Source organism: Metabacillus indicus LMG 22858 (genome assembly GCF_000708755.2).
Classification (GTDB): domain Bacteria; phylum Bacillota; class Bacilli; order Bacillales; family Bacillaceae; genus Bacillus_P; species Bacillus_P indicus.
In genome coordinates this window covers 302,052-320,758 of the sequence record NZ_JGVU02000002.1, presented here as the reverse complement: position 1 = coordinate 320,758, position 18,707 = coordinate 302,052, and the positions used below count along the sequence as shown (strand labels likewise).

At 44.3% G+C, this 18,707-nt stretch carries 21 protein-coding genes; all 21 read right to left on the bottom strand.

Annotated features, from left to right (window positions below; genetic code table 11):
• Nucleotides 1–2 precede the first annotated feature (2 nt).
• Complete coding sequence (gene flgC, locus AZ46_RS04805) at nucleotides 3–452, bottom strand: flagellar basal body rod protein FlgC (RefSeq protein WP_029281341.1); 450 nt, start codon at nucleotides 450–452, stop codon at nucleotides 3–5.
• Nucleotides 452–844 carry a flagellar basal body rod protein FlgB gene (gene flgB / locus AZ46_RS04800; protein ID WP_029281343.1) on the bottom strand — a complete coding sequence of 131 codons (393 nt, stop codon included), beginning with the start codon at nucleotides 842–844 and terminating at the stop codon, nucleotides 452–454. The genes flgC and flgB overlap by 1 nt, the downstream gene beginning before the upstream one ends.
• 284 nt (nucleotides 845–1,128) lie before the next feature.
• Nucleotides 1,129–1,908: a GTP-sensing pleiotropic transcriptional regulator CodY gene (codY, locus tag AZ46_RS04795; RefSeq protein WP_029281344.1), complete on the bottom strand. Its 780-nt coding sequence runs from the start codon at nucleotides 1,906–1,908 to the stop codon at nucleotides 1,129–1,131.
• Between the two features lie 27 nt (nucleotides 1,909–1,935).
• Nucleotides 1,936–3,336 carry an HslU--HslV peptidase ATPase subunit gene (gene hslU, locus AZ46_RS04790; protein ID WP_029281346.1) on the bottom strand — a complete coding sequence of 467 codons (1,401 nt, stop codon included), beginning with the start codon at nucleotides 3,334–3,336 and terminating at the stop codon, nucleotides 1,936–1,938.
• Nucleotides 3,337–3,354: 18 nt separating this feature from the next.
• The gene (gene hslV, locus AZ46_RS04785) at nucleotides 3,355–3,897 is read right to left on the bottom strand and encodes an ATP-dependent protease subunit HslV (protein WP_029281348.1); all 543 of its coding nucleotides are present in this window, start codon (nucleotides 3,895–3,897) and stop codon (nucleotides 3,355–3,357) included.
• Between the two features lie 51 nt (nucleotides 3,898–3,948).
• Nucleotides 3,949–4,857 carry a tyrosine recombinase XerC gene (gene xerC / locus AZ46_RS04780; protein WP_029281357.1) on the bottom strand — a complete coding sequence of 303 codons (909 nt, stop codon included), beginning with the start codon at nucleotides 4,855–4,857 and terminating at the stop codon, nucleotides 3,949–3,951.
• Between the two features lie 66 nt (nucleotides 4,858–4,923).
• On the bottom strand, nucleotides 4,924–6,228 hold the full coding sequence (gene trmFO / locus AZ46_RS04775; protein WP_029281359.1) for an FADH(2)-oxidizing methylenetetrahydrofolate--tRNA-(uracil(54)-C(5))-methyltransferase TrmFO: 1,305 nt from the start codon (nucleotides 6,226–6,228) through the stop codon (nucleotides 4,924–4,926).
• 53 nt (nucleotides 6,229–6,281) lie between these two features.
• Nucleotides 6,282–8,357 (bottom strand): type I DNA topoisomerase, encoded by a 2,076-nt coding sequence (gene topA / locus AZ46_RS04770; RefSeq protein ID WP_029281361.1) that lies wholly within the window; start codon nucleotides 8,355–8,357, stop codon nucleotides 6,282–6,284.
• 218 nt (nucleotides 8,358–8,575) lie between these two features.
• Nucleotides 8,576–9,469 (bottom strand): DNA-processing protein DprA, encoded by an 894-nt coding sequence (gene dprA / locus AZ46_RS04765; protein WP_029281363.1) that lies wholly within the window; start codon nucleotides 9,467–9,469, stop codon nucleotides 8,576–8,578.
• A gap of 139 nt (nucleotides 9,470–9,608) precedes the next feature.
• Nucleotides 9,609–10,511, bottom strand: coding sequence for a succinate--CoA ligase subunit alpha (gene sucD, locus AZ46_RS04760; RefSeq protein WP_029281365.1), 903 nt, complete (start codon nucleotides 10,509–10,511; stop codon nucleotides 9,609–9,611).
• Between the two features lie 18 nt (nucleotides 10,512–10,529).
• The gene (gene sucC / locus AZ46_RS04755; RefSeq protein WP_029281367.1) at nucleotides 10,530–11,690 is read right to left on the bottom strand and encodes an ADP-forming succinate--CoA ligase subunit beta; all 1,161 of its coding nucleotides are present in this window, start codon (nucleotides 11,688–11,690) and stop codon (nucleotides 10,530–10,532) included.
• 215 nt (nucleotides 11,691–11,905) lie between these two features.
• A complete protein-coding gene (locus AZ46_RS04750) occupies nucleotides 11,906–12,691 on the bottom strand; it encodes a ribonuclease HII (protein ID WP_029281369.1) in 786 nt (261 codons plus the stop codon).
• Nucleotides 12,692–12,945: 254 nt separating this feature from the next.
• Entirely contained in the window at nucleotides 12,946–13,818 is an 873-nt protein-coding gene (gene ylqF / locus AZ46_RS04745; protein WP_029281371.1) for a ribosome biogenesis GTPase YlqF, read from the bottom strand.
• 22 nt (nucleotides 13,819–13,840) lie between these two features.
• Nucleotides 13,841–14,374 carry a signal peptidase I gene (gene lepB, locus AZ46_RS04740; RefSeq protein WP_029281373.1) on the bottom strand — a complete coding sequence of 178 codons (534 nt, stop codon included), beginning with the start codon at nucleotides 14,372–14,374 and terminating at the stop codon, nucleotides 13,841–13,843.
• Nucleotides 14,375–14,518: 144 nt separating this feature from the next.
• Nucleotides 14,519–14,863: a 50S ribosomal protein L19 gene (gene rplS, locus AZ46_RS04735; RefSeq protein ID WP_029281375.1), complete on the bottom strand. Its 345-nt coding sequence runs from the start codon at nucleotides 14,861–14,863 to the stop codon at nucleotides 14,519–14,521.
• Nucleotides 14,864–15,019: 156 nt separating this feature from the next.
• On the bottom strand, nucleotides 15,020–15,748 hold the full coding sequence (gene trmD / locus AZ46_RS04730) for a tRNA (guanosine(37)-N1)-methyltransferase TrmD (protein WP_029281377.1): 729 nt from the start codon (nucleotides 15,746–15,748) through the stop codon (nucleotides 15,020–15,022).
• The gene (rimM, locus tag AZ46_RS04725; RefSeq protein WP_029281379.1) at nucleotides 15,745–16,269 is read right to left on the bottom strand and encodes a ribosome maturation factor RimM; all 525 of its coding nucleotides are present in this window, start codon (nucleotides 16,267–16,269) and stop codon (nucleotides 15,745–15,747) included. The genes trmD and rimM overlap by 4 nt, the downstream gene beginning before the upstream one ends.
• Before the next feature lie 10 nt (nucleotides 16,270–16,279).
• A complete protein-coding gene (locus AZ46_RS04720) occupies nucleotides 16,280–16,660 on the bottom strand; it encodes a YlqD family protein (protein ID WP_029281381.1) in 381 nt (126 codons plus the stop codon).
• A gap of 83 nt (nucleotides 16,661–16,743) precedes the next feature.
• Nucleotides 16,744–16,974 carry a KH domain-containing protein gene (locus tag AZ46_RS04715; protein WP_029281383.1) on the bottom strand — a complete coding sequence of 77 codons (231 nt, stop codon included), beginning with the start codon at nucleotides 16,972–16,974 and terminating at the stop codon, nucleotides 16,744–16,746.
• Between the two features lie 11 nt (nucleotides 16,975–16,985).
• Nucleotides 16,986–17,258 (bottom strand): 30S ribosomal protein S16, encoded by a 273-nt coding sequence (gene rpsP / locus AZ46_RS04710; protein WP_029281384.1) that lies wholly within the window; start codon nucleotides 17,256–17,258, stop codon nucleotides 16,986–16,988.
• A 94-nt stretch (nucleotides 17,259–17,352) separates the two neighbouring features.
• Nucleotides 17,353–18,696, bottom strand: coding sequence for a signal recognition particle protein (ffh, locus tag AZ46_RS04705; protein ID WP_029281386.1), 1,344 nt, complete (start codon nucleotides 18,694–18,696; stop codon nucleotides 17,353–17,355).
• Nucleotides 18,697–18,707: the final 11 nt, after the last annotated feature.

Here is an 18,707-nt window from a genome sequence, read left to right as displayed (position 1 = left end):
TCCTACTTTCCTAGCTGGAGTGTTTTCATCAGCATCTCTTTAGATGCATTAAAGACTGTGACGTTTGCTTCATATGACCGGGTGCTGCTGATCAGGTCGACCATTTCCTTAAGCGGGTCCACATTTGGCATCTGTACATAGCCCTGATCGTTTGCATCTGGATGTTCCGGATCAAAAACCAGTTTAAACGGACTTTGATCTTCTCTGATTCCTGAAACTTTAACTCCGTTCAGTGAATGGGTTTTCCCCTGCGCCTGATGAAGGTGAGCGAGAAAAGAACTTCCGTCCTGCTGCATAGCAACTGTTTTTCTGCGGTACGGCTGCCATTTTCCATCCACCAGCTCTGCCCTGGCAGTATCTATATTAGCCATATTGGATGAAATCACATCCATTCTGAGTCTCTGAGCCGTCAAGGCAGATGCTGTTGTATTGAGCTGACTGAATATACTCATTATCCGTTGCCTCCTTTAATGACGGTTTTAAGAGAGTTGAACTTGCTTCCAAGACGTTCAATAACCGCATTGTAATAGATTTGATTTTCAGCAAGTTCTGACATTTCTTTATCTATGTCGACATTGTTTCCGTTCGCCTGATAGGCAGATCCGGTTTTTTGTATCACATTATAGGCTTCATGACCCCTGCCAAAAGAAAGGTGGCGCGCATCTGTCCTGATCGCCTCAAACTTTGTCTGTTCTGAATCTAATGTCTCCTTAAAGCTGATTCCCTTCGCTTTATAACCAGGAGTATCGGTATTGGCTATATTGTGACTGATCATTTTTTGCTGGAGAGCTGTCCGATTGACTGCCTGTTCCAGAGAATGAATCGTTCCAGAAAAAAAATTCATTTTGTCCCCTCACAAAAGACTCATACCTTTCGAATGGTATATTGTCGAATTATGTTAAATGCATACTGCAATTGTAAGAAATAATAGGCTTAAAGTCTATGAAGGTTATGTAAAAAAAGGTCGGATTTTGTATCTATTTTAAAATAGGGTAATTATACCTAGTTAATTAACACTATTTAACAGAGAAGGCTCTTCGTATTAGGATTATGTTCACACGTAAATTTATATTTTTTTCCAAAACAAAAAAGCACTTCGCTGAGAAGTGCTTTTTTGTAAAGAATTTGTTAATTCGTTTTTAGTTTTTCAAGTTCAAGCAGGAACTTGTCATTAAGAACTTTAATGTAAGTTCCCTTCATTCCAAGGGAACGGGATTCAATAACCCCTGCACTTTCAAGTTTGCGCAGTGCATTTACAATAACAGATCTTGTGATTCCGACTCTGTCAGCAATTTTACTTGCAACCAGCAGTCCTTCGTTACCGTTCAGTTCTTCAAAGATATGTTCGATTGCTTCAAGCTCACTGTATGACAATGAGCTGATCGCCATTTGTACAACCGCTTTGCTTCTTGCTTCGTCCTCAATTTCCTCCGCTTTCTCGCGAAGAATTTCCATACCAACAACGGTTGCGCCGTATTCGGCAAGGATCAGGTCATCATCTTCAAACTGTTCCTGAAGTCTTGCAAGAATAAGCGTGCCAAGACGCTCTCCTCCGCCGATAATCGGAACAATAGTCGTTAAGCCATTCTTGAACAATTCACGGTTTTCAACAGGGAAAGCAGTGTATTCACTGAAAACATCAAGGTTTGATGATGTTTCGCTGATGTTGAAAAGATTTTTTGTGTATTCTTCAGGGAATTGACGGTCCTCAAGCATTTGAATCATACGCTCATTTTCAATCTGCTGATTGATGGCAAACCCTAAAAGTTTACCGCGGCGGCTGACCACGAAAATGTTTGCTTCAATAACGTCGCTCAGTGTTTCCGACATTTCTTTAAAGTTAACCGGTTTTCCGGCTGCCTTTTGAAGCATCGCGTTAATTTTTCTTGTTTTTTGCAATAAAGCCATTTGTTTGTTCCTCCTGGAAATATGTAATTATAAGATGAATTGACTTAAATCTTTGTTTTTAGCGATTTTGCTCAGTTTATCCTCAACGTATTGAGGGGTAATTGTAATTTTGTCCATTGTAATATCAGGCGCTTCAAATGAAAGATCTTCAAGGAGCCTCTCAAGAATTGTGTGAAGTCTTCTGGCACCAATGTTATCCGTGTCCTGGTTAACCTGAAATGCCACTTCTGCAATCTTACGAATAGCATCGTCAGAAAATTCAAGTTGTATACCTTCCGTTTCCAATAATGCTGTGTATTGCTTAAGAAGTGCGTTATCCGGTTCTGTCAGAATACGGACGAAATCTTCAACAGTCAGCTTTGTCAGCTCGACGCGGATTGGAAATCTGCCCTGAAGCTCAGGTATAAGGTCAGACGGTTTTGCTATATGGAATGCACCTGCTGCAATGAATAGGACATGATCTGTTTTCACAGAGCCGTACTTCGTCACAACAGTAGAACCTTCGACGATTGGAAGGATGTCGCGCTGTACACCTTCACGTGAGACATCTGCCGATCCTCCGCCCTGATTCTTTTTGGCAATTTTGTCGATTTCATCAATGAAAATAATGCCCATCTGCTCGGCACGCATCACAGCTTCCTGCGTAACGTCATCCATGTCAATCAGTTTCTGTGCTTCTTCAGCCGTCAGCACTTTTCTTGCTTCCCGGACAGTCAGCCTGCGCTTTTTCTTCTTTTTAGGCATAAAGCTGCTTAATGCATCCTGCATGTTCATACCCATTTGTTCCATACCCGAACCCTGAAGCATATCAAACATGGACGCATGCTGCTCTTCAACTTCAACCGTCACGTGATGATCTTCAAGCTCCCCAAGTGCAAGCTGGTGAGCCATTTTACGTCTTTTCTCTTCTGTTGACTGCTCTTCAGATGAATAGTCATCCTGCTCCTGGGTCTGTCCTTGAGCGCCGCCGAAAAGCATTTCAAGAGGGTTCTTATATGAAGTCTGCTTCTTTTTTCCCGGAACAAGAAGCTCGACAAGCCGTTTGTTGGCATTTTCTTCTGCAAGTGCTTTAACTTCATTCATTTTCTCTTCTTTTACGAGTCTCACAGATGTTTCGGCGAGGTCACGGACCATTGATTCGACATCACGCCCTACGTATCCGACTTCAGTGAATTTCGTCGCTTCCACTTTAATGAACGGAGCACCAGTAAGTTTGGCAATTCTTCTTGCGATCTCGGTTTTTCCGACACCCGTCGGCCCAATCATCAGAATATTTTTCGGAACAACTTCATCGCGGAGATTTTCAGACAGTCTGCTTCTGCGGTAGCGGTTTCTCAGTGCGACTGCTACAGCTTTTTTAGCGTCCTTTTGTCCAACGATATACTGATCCAGTTTTTCAACCGTTTGTCTTGGCGTTAATTCTTTCATTGATCAGGACTCCCCTCTTTATAGTTCTTCGACTATGATATTCAGGTTTGTATAAACACAGATTTCGCCTGCCATTTGCAGGGCAGCCTGGGCGATTTCTTTTGCTGTGAGTGTTTCCCCGGAGTAGCGTTTGAGCGCTCTTCCTGCCGAGAGGGCATAATTCCCTCCGGAACCGATGGCAAGAATGCCGTCATCAGGCTCAATAACCTCACCTGTTCCGGAAATGAGAAGCAAATCTTCCTCATTCATGACAATCAGCATAGCTTCAAGTTTTCTGAGGACTTTATCGCTTCTCCATTCTTTCGCAAGTTCAACAGCTGCACGCTGCAGATTTCCGTTGTATTCCTCAAGCTTGCCTTCAAACATTTCAAACAAGGTAAAGGCATCTGCTACAGATCCTGCAAAGCCGGCAATGACCTTGCCGTTGAAAAGCTTTCTTACTTTTTTGGCTGTATGCTTCATAACGACCGCATTTCCAAACGTCACCTGGCCGTCGCCTGCCATTGCACACTTGCCGTTATGCTGAACAGCAAAGATCGTTGTTGCGTGAAATTGAGACATCCTGCCACCTCCAACATCAATTTTATGTACTGCACTTTCCGGCATCAAGCTTTAAGCGCGCGGATGATGATTCATGTAGATCTTGCGCAGATGATCTTTCGACACATGCGTATAAACTTGTGTTGAGGACAGATGCGCATGACCCAAAAGCTCCTGAACACTCCGCATATCGGCTCCCTGATTTAACAGATGAGTGGCAAACGTGTGCCTGAACATATGAGGAGTGATTTTCATCGTCAGAGAGGTTTTATGAATCAGCTCGTTCAAAATATGCCTCACGCCGGTCGCCGTAAGCGGACCTCCCCGCTGGTTGACAAACAGAAGCTCGTGGTTCTCTGACTGTTTTCTTTTTTCCATCAGTGTTTTCCTGCCTGAACTTATGTACAATTCTACGGCATCCTGTGCAAAGCTTCCAAATGGAACATACCTCTGCTTGCCGCCTTTTCCATTTACAAGCACGGTGCCGATATGGAGATCAAGGTCAGACAATTTTATCATGCAGAGCTCGCTTACCCTTATGCCCGTTCCGTAGAGCATTTCGAGAAGCGCCTGGTTTCTTTGGCCTGCAGGAGCTGAAAGGTCTGAATGTTCAAAGAGAAGCTGAAGCTCTTCCTCGAAGAGATATTGCGGCAGCCTGTGCTCTTTTTTAGGCAGAGAAACGCTTGAAAAAGGATTTTCATCAGTGAGCTTTTCGCGGTTTAAAAATCTGTAAAAGCTTCTGAGAGATGAAATCTTACGTGAAATCGTTTTTCTGGCAAAATTTTTTTGATGAAGCTGAGTTAAGTACAATCGTGTATCGGAATATGTAATAAGACGGAGATCAGTTAGTGACTGCTCCTGCATAAAGACAAAAAAATCTTCTATATCGGAAACATAATTCACAATTGTATATTGTGAATAGTTTTTCTCAATCTGTAAATATTCTACGAACAACTTTAAAGAATTCTTAACATTTTCCATCCATAACACCTCACAAGGGCTACTAAATGGTATCACACATTCAGCAGCCCTTGCAAATTATTTCTCTTATTTTTTCGAAATTTTTTGAATTGTTTCAAGCGCTCTATTTGCATACTTTTCGTAGCGCTCTTTCTTGTTGCGGATGCGTTCCGGAAGCTCTGCAAATATGCCGAAGTTTGCATTCATAGGCTGGAAATTATCCGGATTTGCCGTTGTAATATAGCGCGCCATGCTTCCCATTGCTGTTTCATGAGGAAGCACGAGCAGTTCTTCTCCAAGTACGTATTTAGCGGCATTGATGCCTGCTAAAAGTCCTGATGCAGCGGATTCAACATATCCCTCTACACCTGTCATCTGCCCTGCAAAAAACAGATCCTCGCGCTCTTTATACTGATACGTCGGCTTCAGCATTTTTGGAGAGTTGATGAATGTGTTGCGGTGCATAACGCCGTATCTGACAATCTCTGCATTTTCAAGTCCAGGGATCAATTTAAGCACTTCTTTTTGAGGACCCCATTTTAAATGTGTCTGAAAACCAACAATATTGTAAAGAGTGCCCGCAGCATCATCCTGTCTCAGCTGAACAACGGCATATGGACGCTTGCCTGTTTTCGGATCTTCAAGGCCCACCGGCTTCATTGGTCCGAATAGCATCGTTTTTTTGCCGCGCTTTGCCATGACCTCAATCGGCATGCAGCCTTCAAAGAAAATCTCTTTCTCGAATTCTTTCAGCGGAACTGTTTCCGCCTCGACTAGTGCATCGTAGAAACGGTCAAACTCCTCTTCTGTCATCGGACAATTGAGGTAGGCTGCCTCTCCTTTGTCATACCGTGATTTCAGGTAGACTTTGTCCATATCGATGCTGTCTTTTTCAAGGATTGGAGCTGCTGCATCGTAGAAATACAGATATTCTTCGCCTGTCAGCTGCTTCAGCTGCTCAGAAAGTGCTTTTGATGTCAGCGGCCCTGTTGCAATGATTGTAGGACCTTCAGGAATTTCCGTCATTTCATCCGTAATGACTGTTACGTTCGGGTGTCCTTTTACCCTCTCTGTTACAAGACCGGCAAATTCATGTCTGTCTACAGCAAGAGCGCCCCCTGCAGGCACTGCGCAGTCGTCTGCAGATTTAATAATCACAGAATCAAACATTCTCATTTCTTCTTTCAGTACACCAACTGCATTTGTCAGCCCGTTTGCCCGCAGTGAATTGCTGCAGACAAGCTCGGCGAATTTATCTGTATGATGGGCAGGCGTCTGCTTCACAGGTCTCATTTCATAAAGATTGACGGAAATTCCGCGGCTCGCAAGCTGCCAGGCCGCTTCACTTCCGGCAAGGCCTGCTCCAATGACGTTTACTGTTTTTTCATTCATTTTGAACCCTCCAGCTTTAAGCAAATAAAGAAGGTGAGCAGGATCACTCACCTTTACTTTTGCTGCTCTTCTTTATAATCACAATGCACACATTGTACCTGTATGCCTTTTTTGAGTTTTTTCTCAACTAGCATATTATCACACTTTGGACACGATCTTGCAATCGGTTTATCCCATGAAAGGAAATCACATTCAGGAAACTGGTCGCAGCCGAAGAAAATGCGGCGTTTCTTTGACTTTCTTTCCACAATGTTTCCTTTCTCGCATTTCGGACAAGGAACACCAATCTCTTTCACAATCGGCTTTGTGTTCCGGCAATCCGGGAAATTCGAACATGCCATGAATTTACCGTACCGTCCCATTTTGAAGACCATTGGACTGCCGCATTCCTCACAGTCAATTCCTGCAGGCTCATCCTTAATTTCGATTTCTTCCATTTCGTTTTCTGCGACTTCGATCCGTTTGGCAAAGTCTTTATAAAAATCGTCGATGATGTTAACCCATTGCACCTGGCCGTCTTCTATTTCATCCAGGCTGTTCTCCATCTTGGCCGTAAACTCGACATTAATGATTTCAGGGAAAAACTCCATGATCAGTTCAAGCACGATTTCACCGAGCTCAGTCGGTATAAACCGTTTGTTATCCAGCGCTACATATCCGCGTTTTTGAATGGTATCTAGCGTCGGCGCATAGGTCGACGGTCGACCTATTCCCAGTTCTTCAAGCGTTTTAACAAGCCGGGCTTCTGTGTACCTTGGAGGCGGCTGAGTGAAATGCTGAGCCGGTTCGATATCTTTTGAATAAACCGTATCTCCTGTTTGAAGATCAGGAAGCATGCGGTCTTTCTCCTCGACTCCGTCATCATTTCCTTCCACATACACCTTCATGAATCCGGGAAACTTTACTTTGCTTCCGTTTGCTCTGAACGTGACGTCATTGTTTGTAAGATCCACGCTCATCGTATCAAGAACAGCCGGTGCCATCTGGCTTGAAACAAAGCGCTCCCAGATGAGTTTGTATAACCGGAGCTGATCGCGGCTTAAAAATTCTTTAAGGGATGCGGGATCTTTAAGCGTTGAAGTCGGACGGATCGCTTCATGTGCATCCTGCGTGTTTGCCTTTTTCTTAGCGGCTTTTTTTGCAGGATTGTTGTACTCGGGGCCGTACTTTTGCTCAATGTATGACATGGCTTCCTGCTGGGCTGTTTCAGATATGCGGGTTGAATCTGTACGCATATATGTAATCAGACCGACTGTTCCTTCTTTTCCAAGGTCCATTCCTTCATAAAGCTGCTGGGCGATCATCATCGTCTTCTTAGCTCTGAAATTCAGTTTGCGTGCTGCTTCCTGCTGAAGAGTGGAAGTTGTAAACGGTACCGCTGGATTGCGCTTTCTCTCCTTCTTAGTCACATTTGTGACAGAGAATTCGTTCCCCTTTAATTTTTTCTGAATTTCTTTTACATCATCTTCAGTATTCAGCTCTGTCTTTTTGCCGTTTATTCCGTAAAAAGCTCCCTCGAACTCGTCTTTTCCTTTGAGGAAATGACTGCCGATCGTCCAGTACTCTTCCGGAATAAATGCTTTGATTTCTTTTTCGCGGTCTATGATCAGACGGACTGCAACAGATTGAACTCTTCCTGCGCTCAGTCCTTTTTTCACTTTCTTCCAAAGAATAGGGCTGATTTTATAGCCGACAAGGCGGTCAAGTATCCTTCTTGCCTGCTGTGCATCTACGAGATCCATGTTAATCGGGCGGGGATGCTTAAAAGATTCCTTGATGGCATCTTTTGTAATTTCATTAAAGACAACCCTGCAGTCTGAAAGAACATCCACGTCCAGACTGTGTGCGAGGTGCCACGCAATGGCTTCCCCTTCACGGTCGGGGTCAGCTGCGAGATAAACTTTTTTTGCTTTTTTCGCTGCTGTTTTAAGTTCTTTCAAAACCGGGCCTTTACCCCTTATTGTAATGTACTTCGGTTCGAAATTCCCTTCAGTGTCAACGCCGATCTGACTTCTCGGCAGATCGCGGACATGCCCCATTGAAGCCTTCACCTTATATTTTTTCCCTAGATATCGTTCGATTGTCTTCGCTTTTGCAGGCGATTCAACAATCACTAAAAAATCCGACATACATCATCCTCCTAAAAGAGGTATTCTCTCTCTTTATTTTCATGTTTCATCATCAAGGTTTTTTTCGCTATTGTCATTTTATATGTTCAAGGGACGATTCTGCCCAAAAGAGCCTGCGCTTATACCGGCCATAATCAAAATCTTGCTTAAACAGGTTAAATCTCCACTATTATTAAATATAGTGATGCGGTTTGTCAAACAGTATTTGGATTGATGGCTTAATTTTCAGCGCATGCAACCTGGACGGAGAGGTCATTCAGGACATCCAGTCCGTCTTCTGCCAGGTACGCTCCCTGCTTAATAAGCTGATTCGCGCCAGCAGATGCTGCATCAAAAATGGATCCCGGCACAGCAAACACCTGCCTGCCCTGATCGAGTGCGGTGCCCGCTGTTATGAGTGATCCGCTTTTGGATTTCGCCTGTATCACAACCGTTCCAAGACTCAGCCCGCTGATAATGCGGTTGCGCATGGGAAAGTGCCATTTTTGCGGTTTGGTGTCCGGAGGATGCTCTGAGAGAACTAATTGATTTTCAGCCATCTCTTTAAAAAGAGGCAGATTTTCTTTCGGATAGAAATGATGAAGTCCCCCTCCAATTACACCTATCGTTGGAGCCTGCCTCTCGATCGCTCTCTGGTGGGCCAGAGCATCTATTCCTTTTGCGAGGCCGCTGACGACAGTCCACCCTGCAGAAATAAGGGGATCTGTCACTCGTTTTATAGAATGGGTGCCGTAATTTGTGGGGTTTCTTGTTCCGACAATGCTGATCATTTTTCCGGAAGAAAGCAGGGCTGTGTTTCCTTTGCAGAAGAGAATGGGAGGGGGATCATGGATTTCCTTCAGAAGGTGCGGGTAGCTTTCATTGCAAAGTGATATGGCTTTAATGTTACTCGCTTTCAAGCGCGAAAAGGCGGCATCCGGATCAAAAGAATAAAAGTCATTGAGAAAATGCGGCATAAGAGCATCTGACAGCCTGAAAACCCGCTGCAGGTCGGTGCTGTTAAGAGAGTAGACAGATAGAGGAGGGTCAAGTTTCAGCCACTTCAAGAGCGCCATATGGGTGATGCCTCTGCAGTGGGATAAATGGAGAACTTCTTTCTCTTTTTTGTGCATTTTAGTTCCCTTTCTACTATTATATATAGTTTTAATGATGAATGTTTTTGTCATGATTTGACGAATGGAGGAGTGGGAGAAGCAACGGGGGTACATGTTAAAGAAGGGAACAGCATGAACGCCGTTCCCAACAGATTTATTAATGTGTTTTGCACTTTTCAAGCAAGTTGTTTTCTTTAAGAGCTTCAATAAGTGTTTCACCCATAACAGAAGGTGTATCAGCAACTTTGATGCCGCACTCATTCATTGTTTTGATTTTTTCAGCGGCTGTGCCTTTTCCGCCTGAAATGATGGCACCGGCATGTCCCATGCGTTTGCCAGGAGGTGCAGTTTGTCCGCCGATAAAGCCCACTACAGGCTTTGTCATGTTTTCTTTGATCCAGAGGGCAGCTTCCTCTTCTGCTGTTCCTCCGATTTCGCCGATCATAATCACAGCATATGTGTCTTCATCTTCATTGAATGCTTTCAAAACATCGATGAAGTTTGTGCCGTTTACCGGGTCTCCGCCGATGCCGACCGCTGTAGATTGGCCGATTCCTGCCTGTGTAAGCTGATGTACTGCTTCATACGTTAATGTTCCTGAACGGGATACAACGCCAACGTGGCCTTTTGTATGAATGTAGCCTGGCATAATGCCGATTTTACACTCATCAGGCGTAATTACACCAGGGCAGTTTGGTCCGACAAGACGGGTTTTCTTCCCTTCCATGTACCGTTTAACTTTCACCATGTCAAGAACTGGAATATGTTCAGTGATGCAGATAGCAAGATCAAGTTCAGCATCAACCGCCTCCATGATGGCATCTGCAGCAAACGGTGCCGGCACGTAGATAACAGAAGCCGTTGCGCCTGTTGCTTTTACCGCATCTTCCACGGTGTTAAAAACAGGAACTCCTTCAGCTTCAGTGTTTCCTTTGCCAGGTGTAACCCCGCCTACAATATTCGTACCGTATTCAAGCATTTGCTTTGTATGAAATAATGCCGTAGATCCTGTAATCCCCTGTACAATTACCTTAGTATCTTTGTTAATAAATACGCTCATTTCAGTCCCCCGCCTTTCTTACCCTACTAAAGATACGATTTTTTGTGCGCCGTCTGCCATAGATTCAGCAGAAGTGATATTCAAACCGGATTCATTCAAGATTTGCTTGCCGATTTCTACATTTGTTCCTTCCAAACGGACAACCAATGGAATTTGCAGGCCGACCTGTTTCGTCGCTTCAACTACACCCTGTGCAATGATGTCGCATTTCATAATTCCGCCGAAAATGTTGACGAAAATTCCTTTTACATTTTGATCGGAAAGGATAATTTTAAATGCTTCTGTTACTTTTTCAGCTGTCGCGCCGCCCCCAACATCCAGGAAGTTCGCCGGTTCGCCGCCGTAATATTTAATAATATCCATAGTTGCCATAGCAAGGCCGGCGCCGTTTACCATACAGCCGATATTTCCATCAAGGGAAATATAGCTCAAGTCATATTTGGATGCTTCGATTTCTTTTGCATCTTCTTCGTCAAGATCGCGGTATTCAAGGATATCTTTTCTGCGGTAAAGAGCATTTGAATCAAAGTTCAATTTTGCATCAAGCGCCATTACTTTGCCGTCCCCTGTCACTACAAGCGGATTGATTTCAGCAATAGAGCAGTCTTTCTCAACAAATGCGTTGTACAGGCTCATCATAAATTTAACAGCCTGTCCGACTAATTCTTTTTGAATATTAATATTAAAAGCAATTCTGCGGGCCTGGTATGCCTGCAGTCCTACAGCAGGATCAATCACTTCTTTGAAAATTTTCTCAGGAGTCGCTTCTGCCACTTCCTCGATTTCTGTGCCGCCTTCTTCAGATGCCATAAGGACAACGCGAGATGTAGCGCGGTCAAGAACAAGGCCGATATAATATTCTTTCTTAATATCGCAGCCCTCTTCAATAAGTAAGCGTTTTACTTCTTTTCCTTCAGGACCTGTCTGGTGTGTCACCAGTGTCTTTCCGAGAATTTCTTTCGCATAAGTTTCTACTTCGCCAATATTCTTTGCAACTTTTACCCCGCCTGCTTTGCCGCGGCCGCCTGCATGAATCTGTGCTTTAACTACTGTTACTTCAGTACCCAGTTCTTTTGCTGCTTCCACAGCTTCTTCAACTGTAAACGCCACTTTGCCGTTTGGTACTTCTACTCCATATTTTCTAAGGATTTCTTTTCCTTGATACTCATGGATATTCATTTCCCATCCTCCTAACTTATGTACGAAAAAAATAGACTGCGCTTTCATTTTATAAAATAGTTGATTCCTTGTCTACTATTCTGCAGAAATTCGTCGAATCCTTCATTTTTTTCTGATTTTTTCTCTAAAATTATTTTTCTAGTAATATAAAATTTTGTGATCAACCTGAAAAGTCCGTCCACTCATTCCTTGAGAGCAGGCCGGACTTTGTCCTTTCAGCTGACCGTTTCTTCTGCAGCCATCTCTTTCACAGGAGAGAAACTTCTTCTGTGGCATTCTGTCACGCCGTACAAATTCAGAGCTTCAAGGTGCTGCTTTGTTCCATACCCCATATTCTGCTCAAACCCGTATTGCGGATACTCGGAGGCAAGCTGCATCATCATCCTGTCCCTGGTTACTTTCGCCAGGACAGATGCCGCTGCAATGCTCACACTGCGTGCGTCTCCCTTAATGAGCGATTCCTGGGGAATGGGAAGGGAAAGCTCCATCGCATCAATGAGAAGGTACTCAGGGGCCGCTGGGAGCTCTTTCACGGCCTGCACCATTGCCGCCTTTGTTGCCTGGTAGATATTCAGCCTGTCGATGTCAGCAGGTGATACGATTCCGATTCCGAAAGCAATCGCTTCCTTGACGATAAATTCGTAAAAGGATTCTCTTTTGGCGGCCGTCAGTTTTTTTGAATCTGTCAGGCCGGGAAGGTAAAAGGATTCCGGCAGGATAACGGCAGCTGCGACAACCGGGCCTGCCAGTGGTCCTCGGCCAACTTCATCGATCCCGCAAAGAAGGTGATAGCCTTCTCCTCTTGCTTTCTTCTCGAAAATCATCATTTCTTCAAATTGCTGCTTTTTCTTAAGCTGCTGTTCATAGTCTCTCGCCCACTTGTCAGCAAGCTTTATCACGCTTTTTCGCTCATCGTTTCTGCACTGGTTTAAAAACGGATCATCAGGGCTGCTTATCGCAGCAAGCTTTAAGCGGATTTCTTCCGTTGTCAGCTTTTTCATAGTTTCACTGCCATTTCTCTATGTATTCTTAAATTGAATGATTGTTGTTGCAAGTTTTTCTCTGATACCCGTTCCCTTGCGCTCCAGTCACTTGCTTTCCGCGGGGAGCCCCGGGAGCCTCCTCGCTTCGCTTGCGGGGTCTCCCATGTTCTCTTCATCCCGCAGGAGTCAAGTGCCTTCCGCTTCAGTCCACTGGTGTCTTATGATCATACATTCTGAAGCAGCATTAAACAGGCAAACAAAATAAAGACGCGCTATTGCAGCGTGTCTTCCTGGTGTATGTCTTCAGTTGTTTCAAAGCTCAGCCTGCCAAGCTTTTCCTGACGTATTTCCCTGACGATGAGTTCTGCAGCTTTATCGTAATCCACAAAGCCTCCGGACATCATGCATCCGCGTTTCTTTGCGACGGCATCAAACAGCTCGATCCGGTCTTCAGGGATCACATCTAGGGCGAATCTTTCCTTAAGACGGTGCGGGTAATGGGCGCTTAAAAACTCGAGGGCAAAAAGAGCTACTTCCTGCAAGTTGAGAATGGCATCTTTAATCGCACCCGTCGTTGCAAGCTTTAATCCCACCAGCTGATCTTCAAACTTAGGCCAGAGAATTCCCGGAGTATCAAGCAGCTCCAGTTCTTTTCCGACTTTTACCCACTGCTGTGCAGTTGTAACACCGGGTCTGTCTCCGGTTTTAGCCATATTCTTTTTTGCCAGCCGGTTGATGAGGGTCGATTTTCCGACATTCGGAATGCCGATGATCAGGGCTCTTATGGCTCTTGGCCTCACGCCTTTTGCAGCGAGTTTATCAAACTTCTCCTTTAGCACTTCTTTTGACATCGTGACAATCTGCTTGATGCCTGTCCCTGTTTTGGCATCAATCGGGAGGGCGTGAATGCCCTGCTCTTTAAAATAGGCAAGCCATTCCTGCGTTGCTTTTGGATCTGCCATATCTGCTTTATTCAGCAGAACAATCCGTGGTTTGGCCGAGATGATTTCATCAATCATCGGATTTCTTGATGAAACCGGAATTCTTGCATCGACAAGCTCAAACACAATATCGATTAATTTTAGTTTTTCGGTAACCTGTCTTCTTGCTTTGGCCATATGGCCGGGAAACCATTGTATGTTCATTCTTACCACCTGCTCTTATTCCTTACTTGACAAAACGGATATCGTTCAGAGGCCAGTAAATCAGGCTTGTCTGACCCATTACCTCGTCTTTTGAAACCGGTCCGATATGTCGGCTGTCTTTGCTGTAGCGGCGGTTATCGCCCATAACAAAAAGCTGTCCTTCAGGGACCTTTTCCACTGTAAATGGCTCTGTAAGCGGTCCGTCTATCAGTGTGTTCTTGTATTCTTCAAGGTAAGGCTCTTCGTAGGCCCTTCCATTAATATAAAGTGTATCATCTTTGTATTCAATCCGGTCACCGGGAAGTCCTATGACTCTCTTGATGTAATCCTTCTCTTCTGTTGCGTGAAAGACAACGATGTCAAACCGCTCTGGATCACCAATTTTGTAGCCGATTTTGTTGACGATCATCCGGTCCTGATCATGAAGAGTAGGCATCATGGAAAGTCCGTCAACGACAATCGGGGCAAACAGGAAATAACGGATAACGGCTGCGAGTATTACGGCGATAGCAAGTGCTTTAATCCATTCAAACAACTCGCTTTTTTTTCGAGTCATGCTTTGAATTCACCTTCTCATACACTTTATTGTAGGCTGCTTGTTTGTTTATAGTATAGGATGACAGCTTTATTTGCAGTCATATTATTTTTTTAATGATGAAAAAAGGGCTTGTTCATAGTAAACAAGCCCTTTCTGGTGCAATTATCGAATTTCTTTAATACGAGCCGCTTTACCGCGTAGTTCGCGCAGGTAGTAAAGTTTCGCACGGCGTACTTTACCGCGACGGATTACTTCTAACTGTGCGATTTTCGGTGTGTGAACAGGGAATGTACGCTCAACGCCTACTCCGTAAGAAATCTTGCGAACTGTGAAAGTTTCGCTGATTCCGCCACCACGACGCTTAATGACAACACCTTCAAAAATCTGAATACGCTCGCGAGTTCCCTCAACAACTTTCACGTGTACACGGACAGTGTCTCCAGGACGGAACGCAGGAAGATCAGATCTTAATTGTTCTTTAGTGATATCTTCAATTAGTTTTTGCATCGTTTTCAACTCCTTCCAACAGATGTTCATTACAAACCATTTCATGCAGCGGAACACCGTTTTAGTGCGCGGCACCTATCAAGGAAAAAACCTTTATAGGCAACCAAATCACAAGAAACATCATATCATATTGCCCGGACGCATGCAATACTTCAATTATTGTTTTTTAAATTCATCTATCCACTTTTTCTGCTTATCTGACAAAGTGTATGTTTCAAGAAGATCCGGTCTTCTCTCATACGTTCTTCGGAGGGATTCTTTTTCCCGCCAATCTTCAATTTTGGCATGATTGCCTGATATCAGCACATCTGGCACCTTCAGTCCCCTGAAGTCAGAAGGCCTCGTGTAGTGAGGATGCTCAAGCAGGCCTGTGCTGAACGAATCAAGGACTGGAGAGTCTTCATTCCCAAGCACGTCAGGAAGAAGCCTGACGACACTGTCAGCGATCACCATGGAAGCAAGTTCCCCGCCCGTCAGAATAAAATCTCCAATTGAGATTTCATCTGTTACAAGGTGTTCTCTTATCCGCTCGTCATAGCCTTCATAATGTCCGCAGATGAAGACAAGATGATCTTCCTTTGCAAGCTCTTCTGCTTTCTTCTGGGAGTAGGTTTCACCCTGCGGACATACAAGGATTACTTTAGGGGCGGAGCTTTCCTGTTTAATCGCTTCAACCGCATCAAAAATCGGCTGCGGCTTTAAAACCATGCCCGCACCTCCGCCATACGGATAATCATCAACGGTTGCATGCTTGTGATCTGAGTACTCTCTGAAATTTGTCACATTAAACTGGACGGCGCCTTTTTCTTCCGCTTTTTTTAAAATGGAGTTTCCTATGACTCCGTGGAACATTTCAGGAAAAAGCGTTAAAAAGTCTATTTTCATTCTTCAATAAGTCCTTCCATCAATGAAATCACAATGCGCTTTTCTTCAGGATTAATTTCTTTAACCACATCATCAATAAACGGGATCAGCGCATCCTTCTTTCCTTTCCGCTTGATGATCCAAACATCATTTGCACCTGTTTCAAGAATTTCTTTAACGGTCCCTATTTCCGCACCTTCATCCGTTAAAACGGTGCAGCCGATAATCTCGTGGAAATAATATTCGCCTTCTTCTAGATCTGCAAGCTGGCTTTCCGGCACTTTGATGACGGAATTTTTATATTTCTCGACATCATTAATGGAGGGATGATCTTCAAACGTAAGCAAATTGAACGTTTTATGGAACCGGTGAGATTTGACTGTTACCTCATCAGGCGCTGTTTGACCTTCTTTAAATAAGTAGAGAACATTTCCCGCCTTATAGCGTTCTTCCGGGAAATCAGTTGTCGAGAGTACCCTGACCTCTCCCTTTACTCCATGAGTATTGACGATTTTTCCTACATTAAACCATTTCTCTGCCATATGTTCACCTCTAGCGTATTTCGACGACAATGCCGTCTTTTATCACGATGGTTCTTTCTTTCATAAGCTCATCCCAGCGGTCGCCGACGTTAATATCGACAAGTGCGTTCATTTCTTTTTCTTTCATTTCGCTTCCGAGCGGGAGAGTTTCAAGCTGCTGCAGCTGAAAATCAGCTATTTTTATTTTGTCCATCCTCCTTGAGATTTCGCGCTGATACTGTTTTCTCATCTCTTCTGTCTGAATGGTTTTTTCTTTTTTCTTTAATTGAAAGGAAAGCTGATCAATCTCCCTTTCAAGCTGCTGTTTCGTTTGTTTGAATGTTTTCATGAGCTGCTCTTTGCTTGCTGCTGTCAGGATCTGTTTGACCGTTACCGTCTGGAAGATCTCCATCTTCATTCCTCCGTCAGCTTTTGTTGAGCCATTCTTCTCTTTTATTGTACAAAAAAAAGGAAGGCTGATCCTCCCTTTTTTTCTTAATCATTAATTTCAAGCTGAACTCTCTTTTTAGAGCTGGATCCTGCTGCATAAACAACAGTCCGAATCGCTTTCGCTATCCGTCCGTGCTTTCCGATTACCTTGCCGATATCATCTTGATGTAAGGTTAATTCGTAGACAATTTGATGTTCACGTTCATTTTCTACAACAGACACATCTTCAGGATGGTCAACAAGCGGCTTAACGATCGACTCGATTAACTCTATCATTGTAGCAGCCCTTATTTGCTGTGCTTAGCGTTATGGAATTTTTCCATAATGCCTTGGTTTGAGAACAAGTTGCGGACTGTGTCAGATGGTTTTGCACCATTTTGCATCCACTTAAGAGCAAGCTCTTCGTTGATCTCAACGATTGCAGGGTTTGCAACCGGGTTGTACGTTCCAACTGTTTCGATGAAACGTCCGTCACGAGGAGAACGAGAGTCTGCAACTACGATACGATAGAAAGGAGATTTATTAGCTCCCATGCGTTTTAAACGAATTTTTACTGCCATTTTAAATAGCACCTCCGAAAATATTTCAACAAGATAGTATGATATCAGTGAAAAACCACTTTGTAAAGTGTTTTTTCTTAACACCTAAAAATTGTTACATGAACGGAAACTTCATTCCGCCTTTTTTCTTGCCTTTTGACATGCTTGTCATCTGCTTCATCATCTTTTTCATGTCCTCAAACTGCTTAAGCAGGCGGTTTACTTCAGGCACGGTTGTCCCGCTTCCTTTGGCAATACGCTTGCGTCTGCCTGAGTTGATGATTTCAGGATGCTGCTTTTCTTCCTTCGTCATCGAACGGATGATGGCCTCAACAGAGCCGATCTGCTTTTCATCGACTTGGGCATTTTTCAGGCCTTTGATTTTATTTGCTCCCGGAAGCATGCCGAGGAGCTCATCAAGCGGTCCCATGCTGCGGACCTGGCCAAGCTGTTCAAGGAAATCGTCAAATGTAAACGAAGCGGTTCTCATTTTCTGCTCGAGTTCTTTCGCTTTCGTTTCATCTACGTTTGCCTGAGCCTTTTCAATAAGAGTCAGCACATCACCCATACCGAGAATACGGGAAGCCATGCGCTCCGGATGAAATGCCTCGATCGCATCCAGCTTCTCTCCAAGACCGACAAACTTGATTGGCGTCTGAGTGACAGAACGGATGGAAAGCGCCGCTCCGCCCCGCGTATCGCCGTCAAGCTTCGTCAGAACAACACCCGTAAGTCCAAGCTGCTCGTTGAAGCTTTGGGCAACATTGACAGCATCCTGACCTGTCATGGCATCTACCACAAGGAAGATCTCATCAGGTTTTGATAATTCTTTTACCTGCTTAAGCTCGTCCATTAAGGTCTCGTCAATGTGCAGGCGTCCCGCCGTATCAATCAGAACATAATCATGATGCTCTTTTTTGGCGTGTTCAATTGCCTGTTTGGCAATCTCAACAGGACTTACCTGATCCCCAAGTGAGAAAACAGGCATACTCAGCTGTTTCCCAAGCGTTTCAAGCTGCTTGATTGCTGCAGGACGGTAAATATCCGCTGCAACAAGCAATGGCTTGCGGTTATGCTTTTTGCGCAGAAGGTTGGCAAGCTTTCCGGTTGTCGTCGTTTTACCTGCCCCCTGCAGACCTACCATCATAATGACAGTCGGCGGCCGGTTAGCAACAGCAATCTTGCTCTGCTCCCCGCCCATTAATGCAGTCAGTTCTTCTTTAACAACTTTAATGACCTGCTGGCCGGGCGTAAGGCTTGTCATGACTTCCTGCCCGACAGACCGTTCGCTTACTTTTTTAACAAAATCTTTTACGACTTTGAAGTTAACGTCCGCTTCAAGCAATGCAAGACGCACTTCGCGCATCATTTCTTTAACATCAGACTCCGACACTTTGCCTTTGCCGCGGATTTTTGCGATTGTATTCTGCAGTCGGTCGGCTAATCCTTCAAATGCCATACATGCCGCCT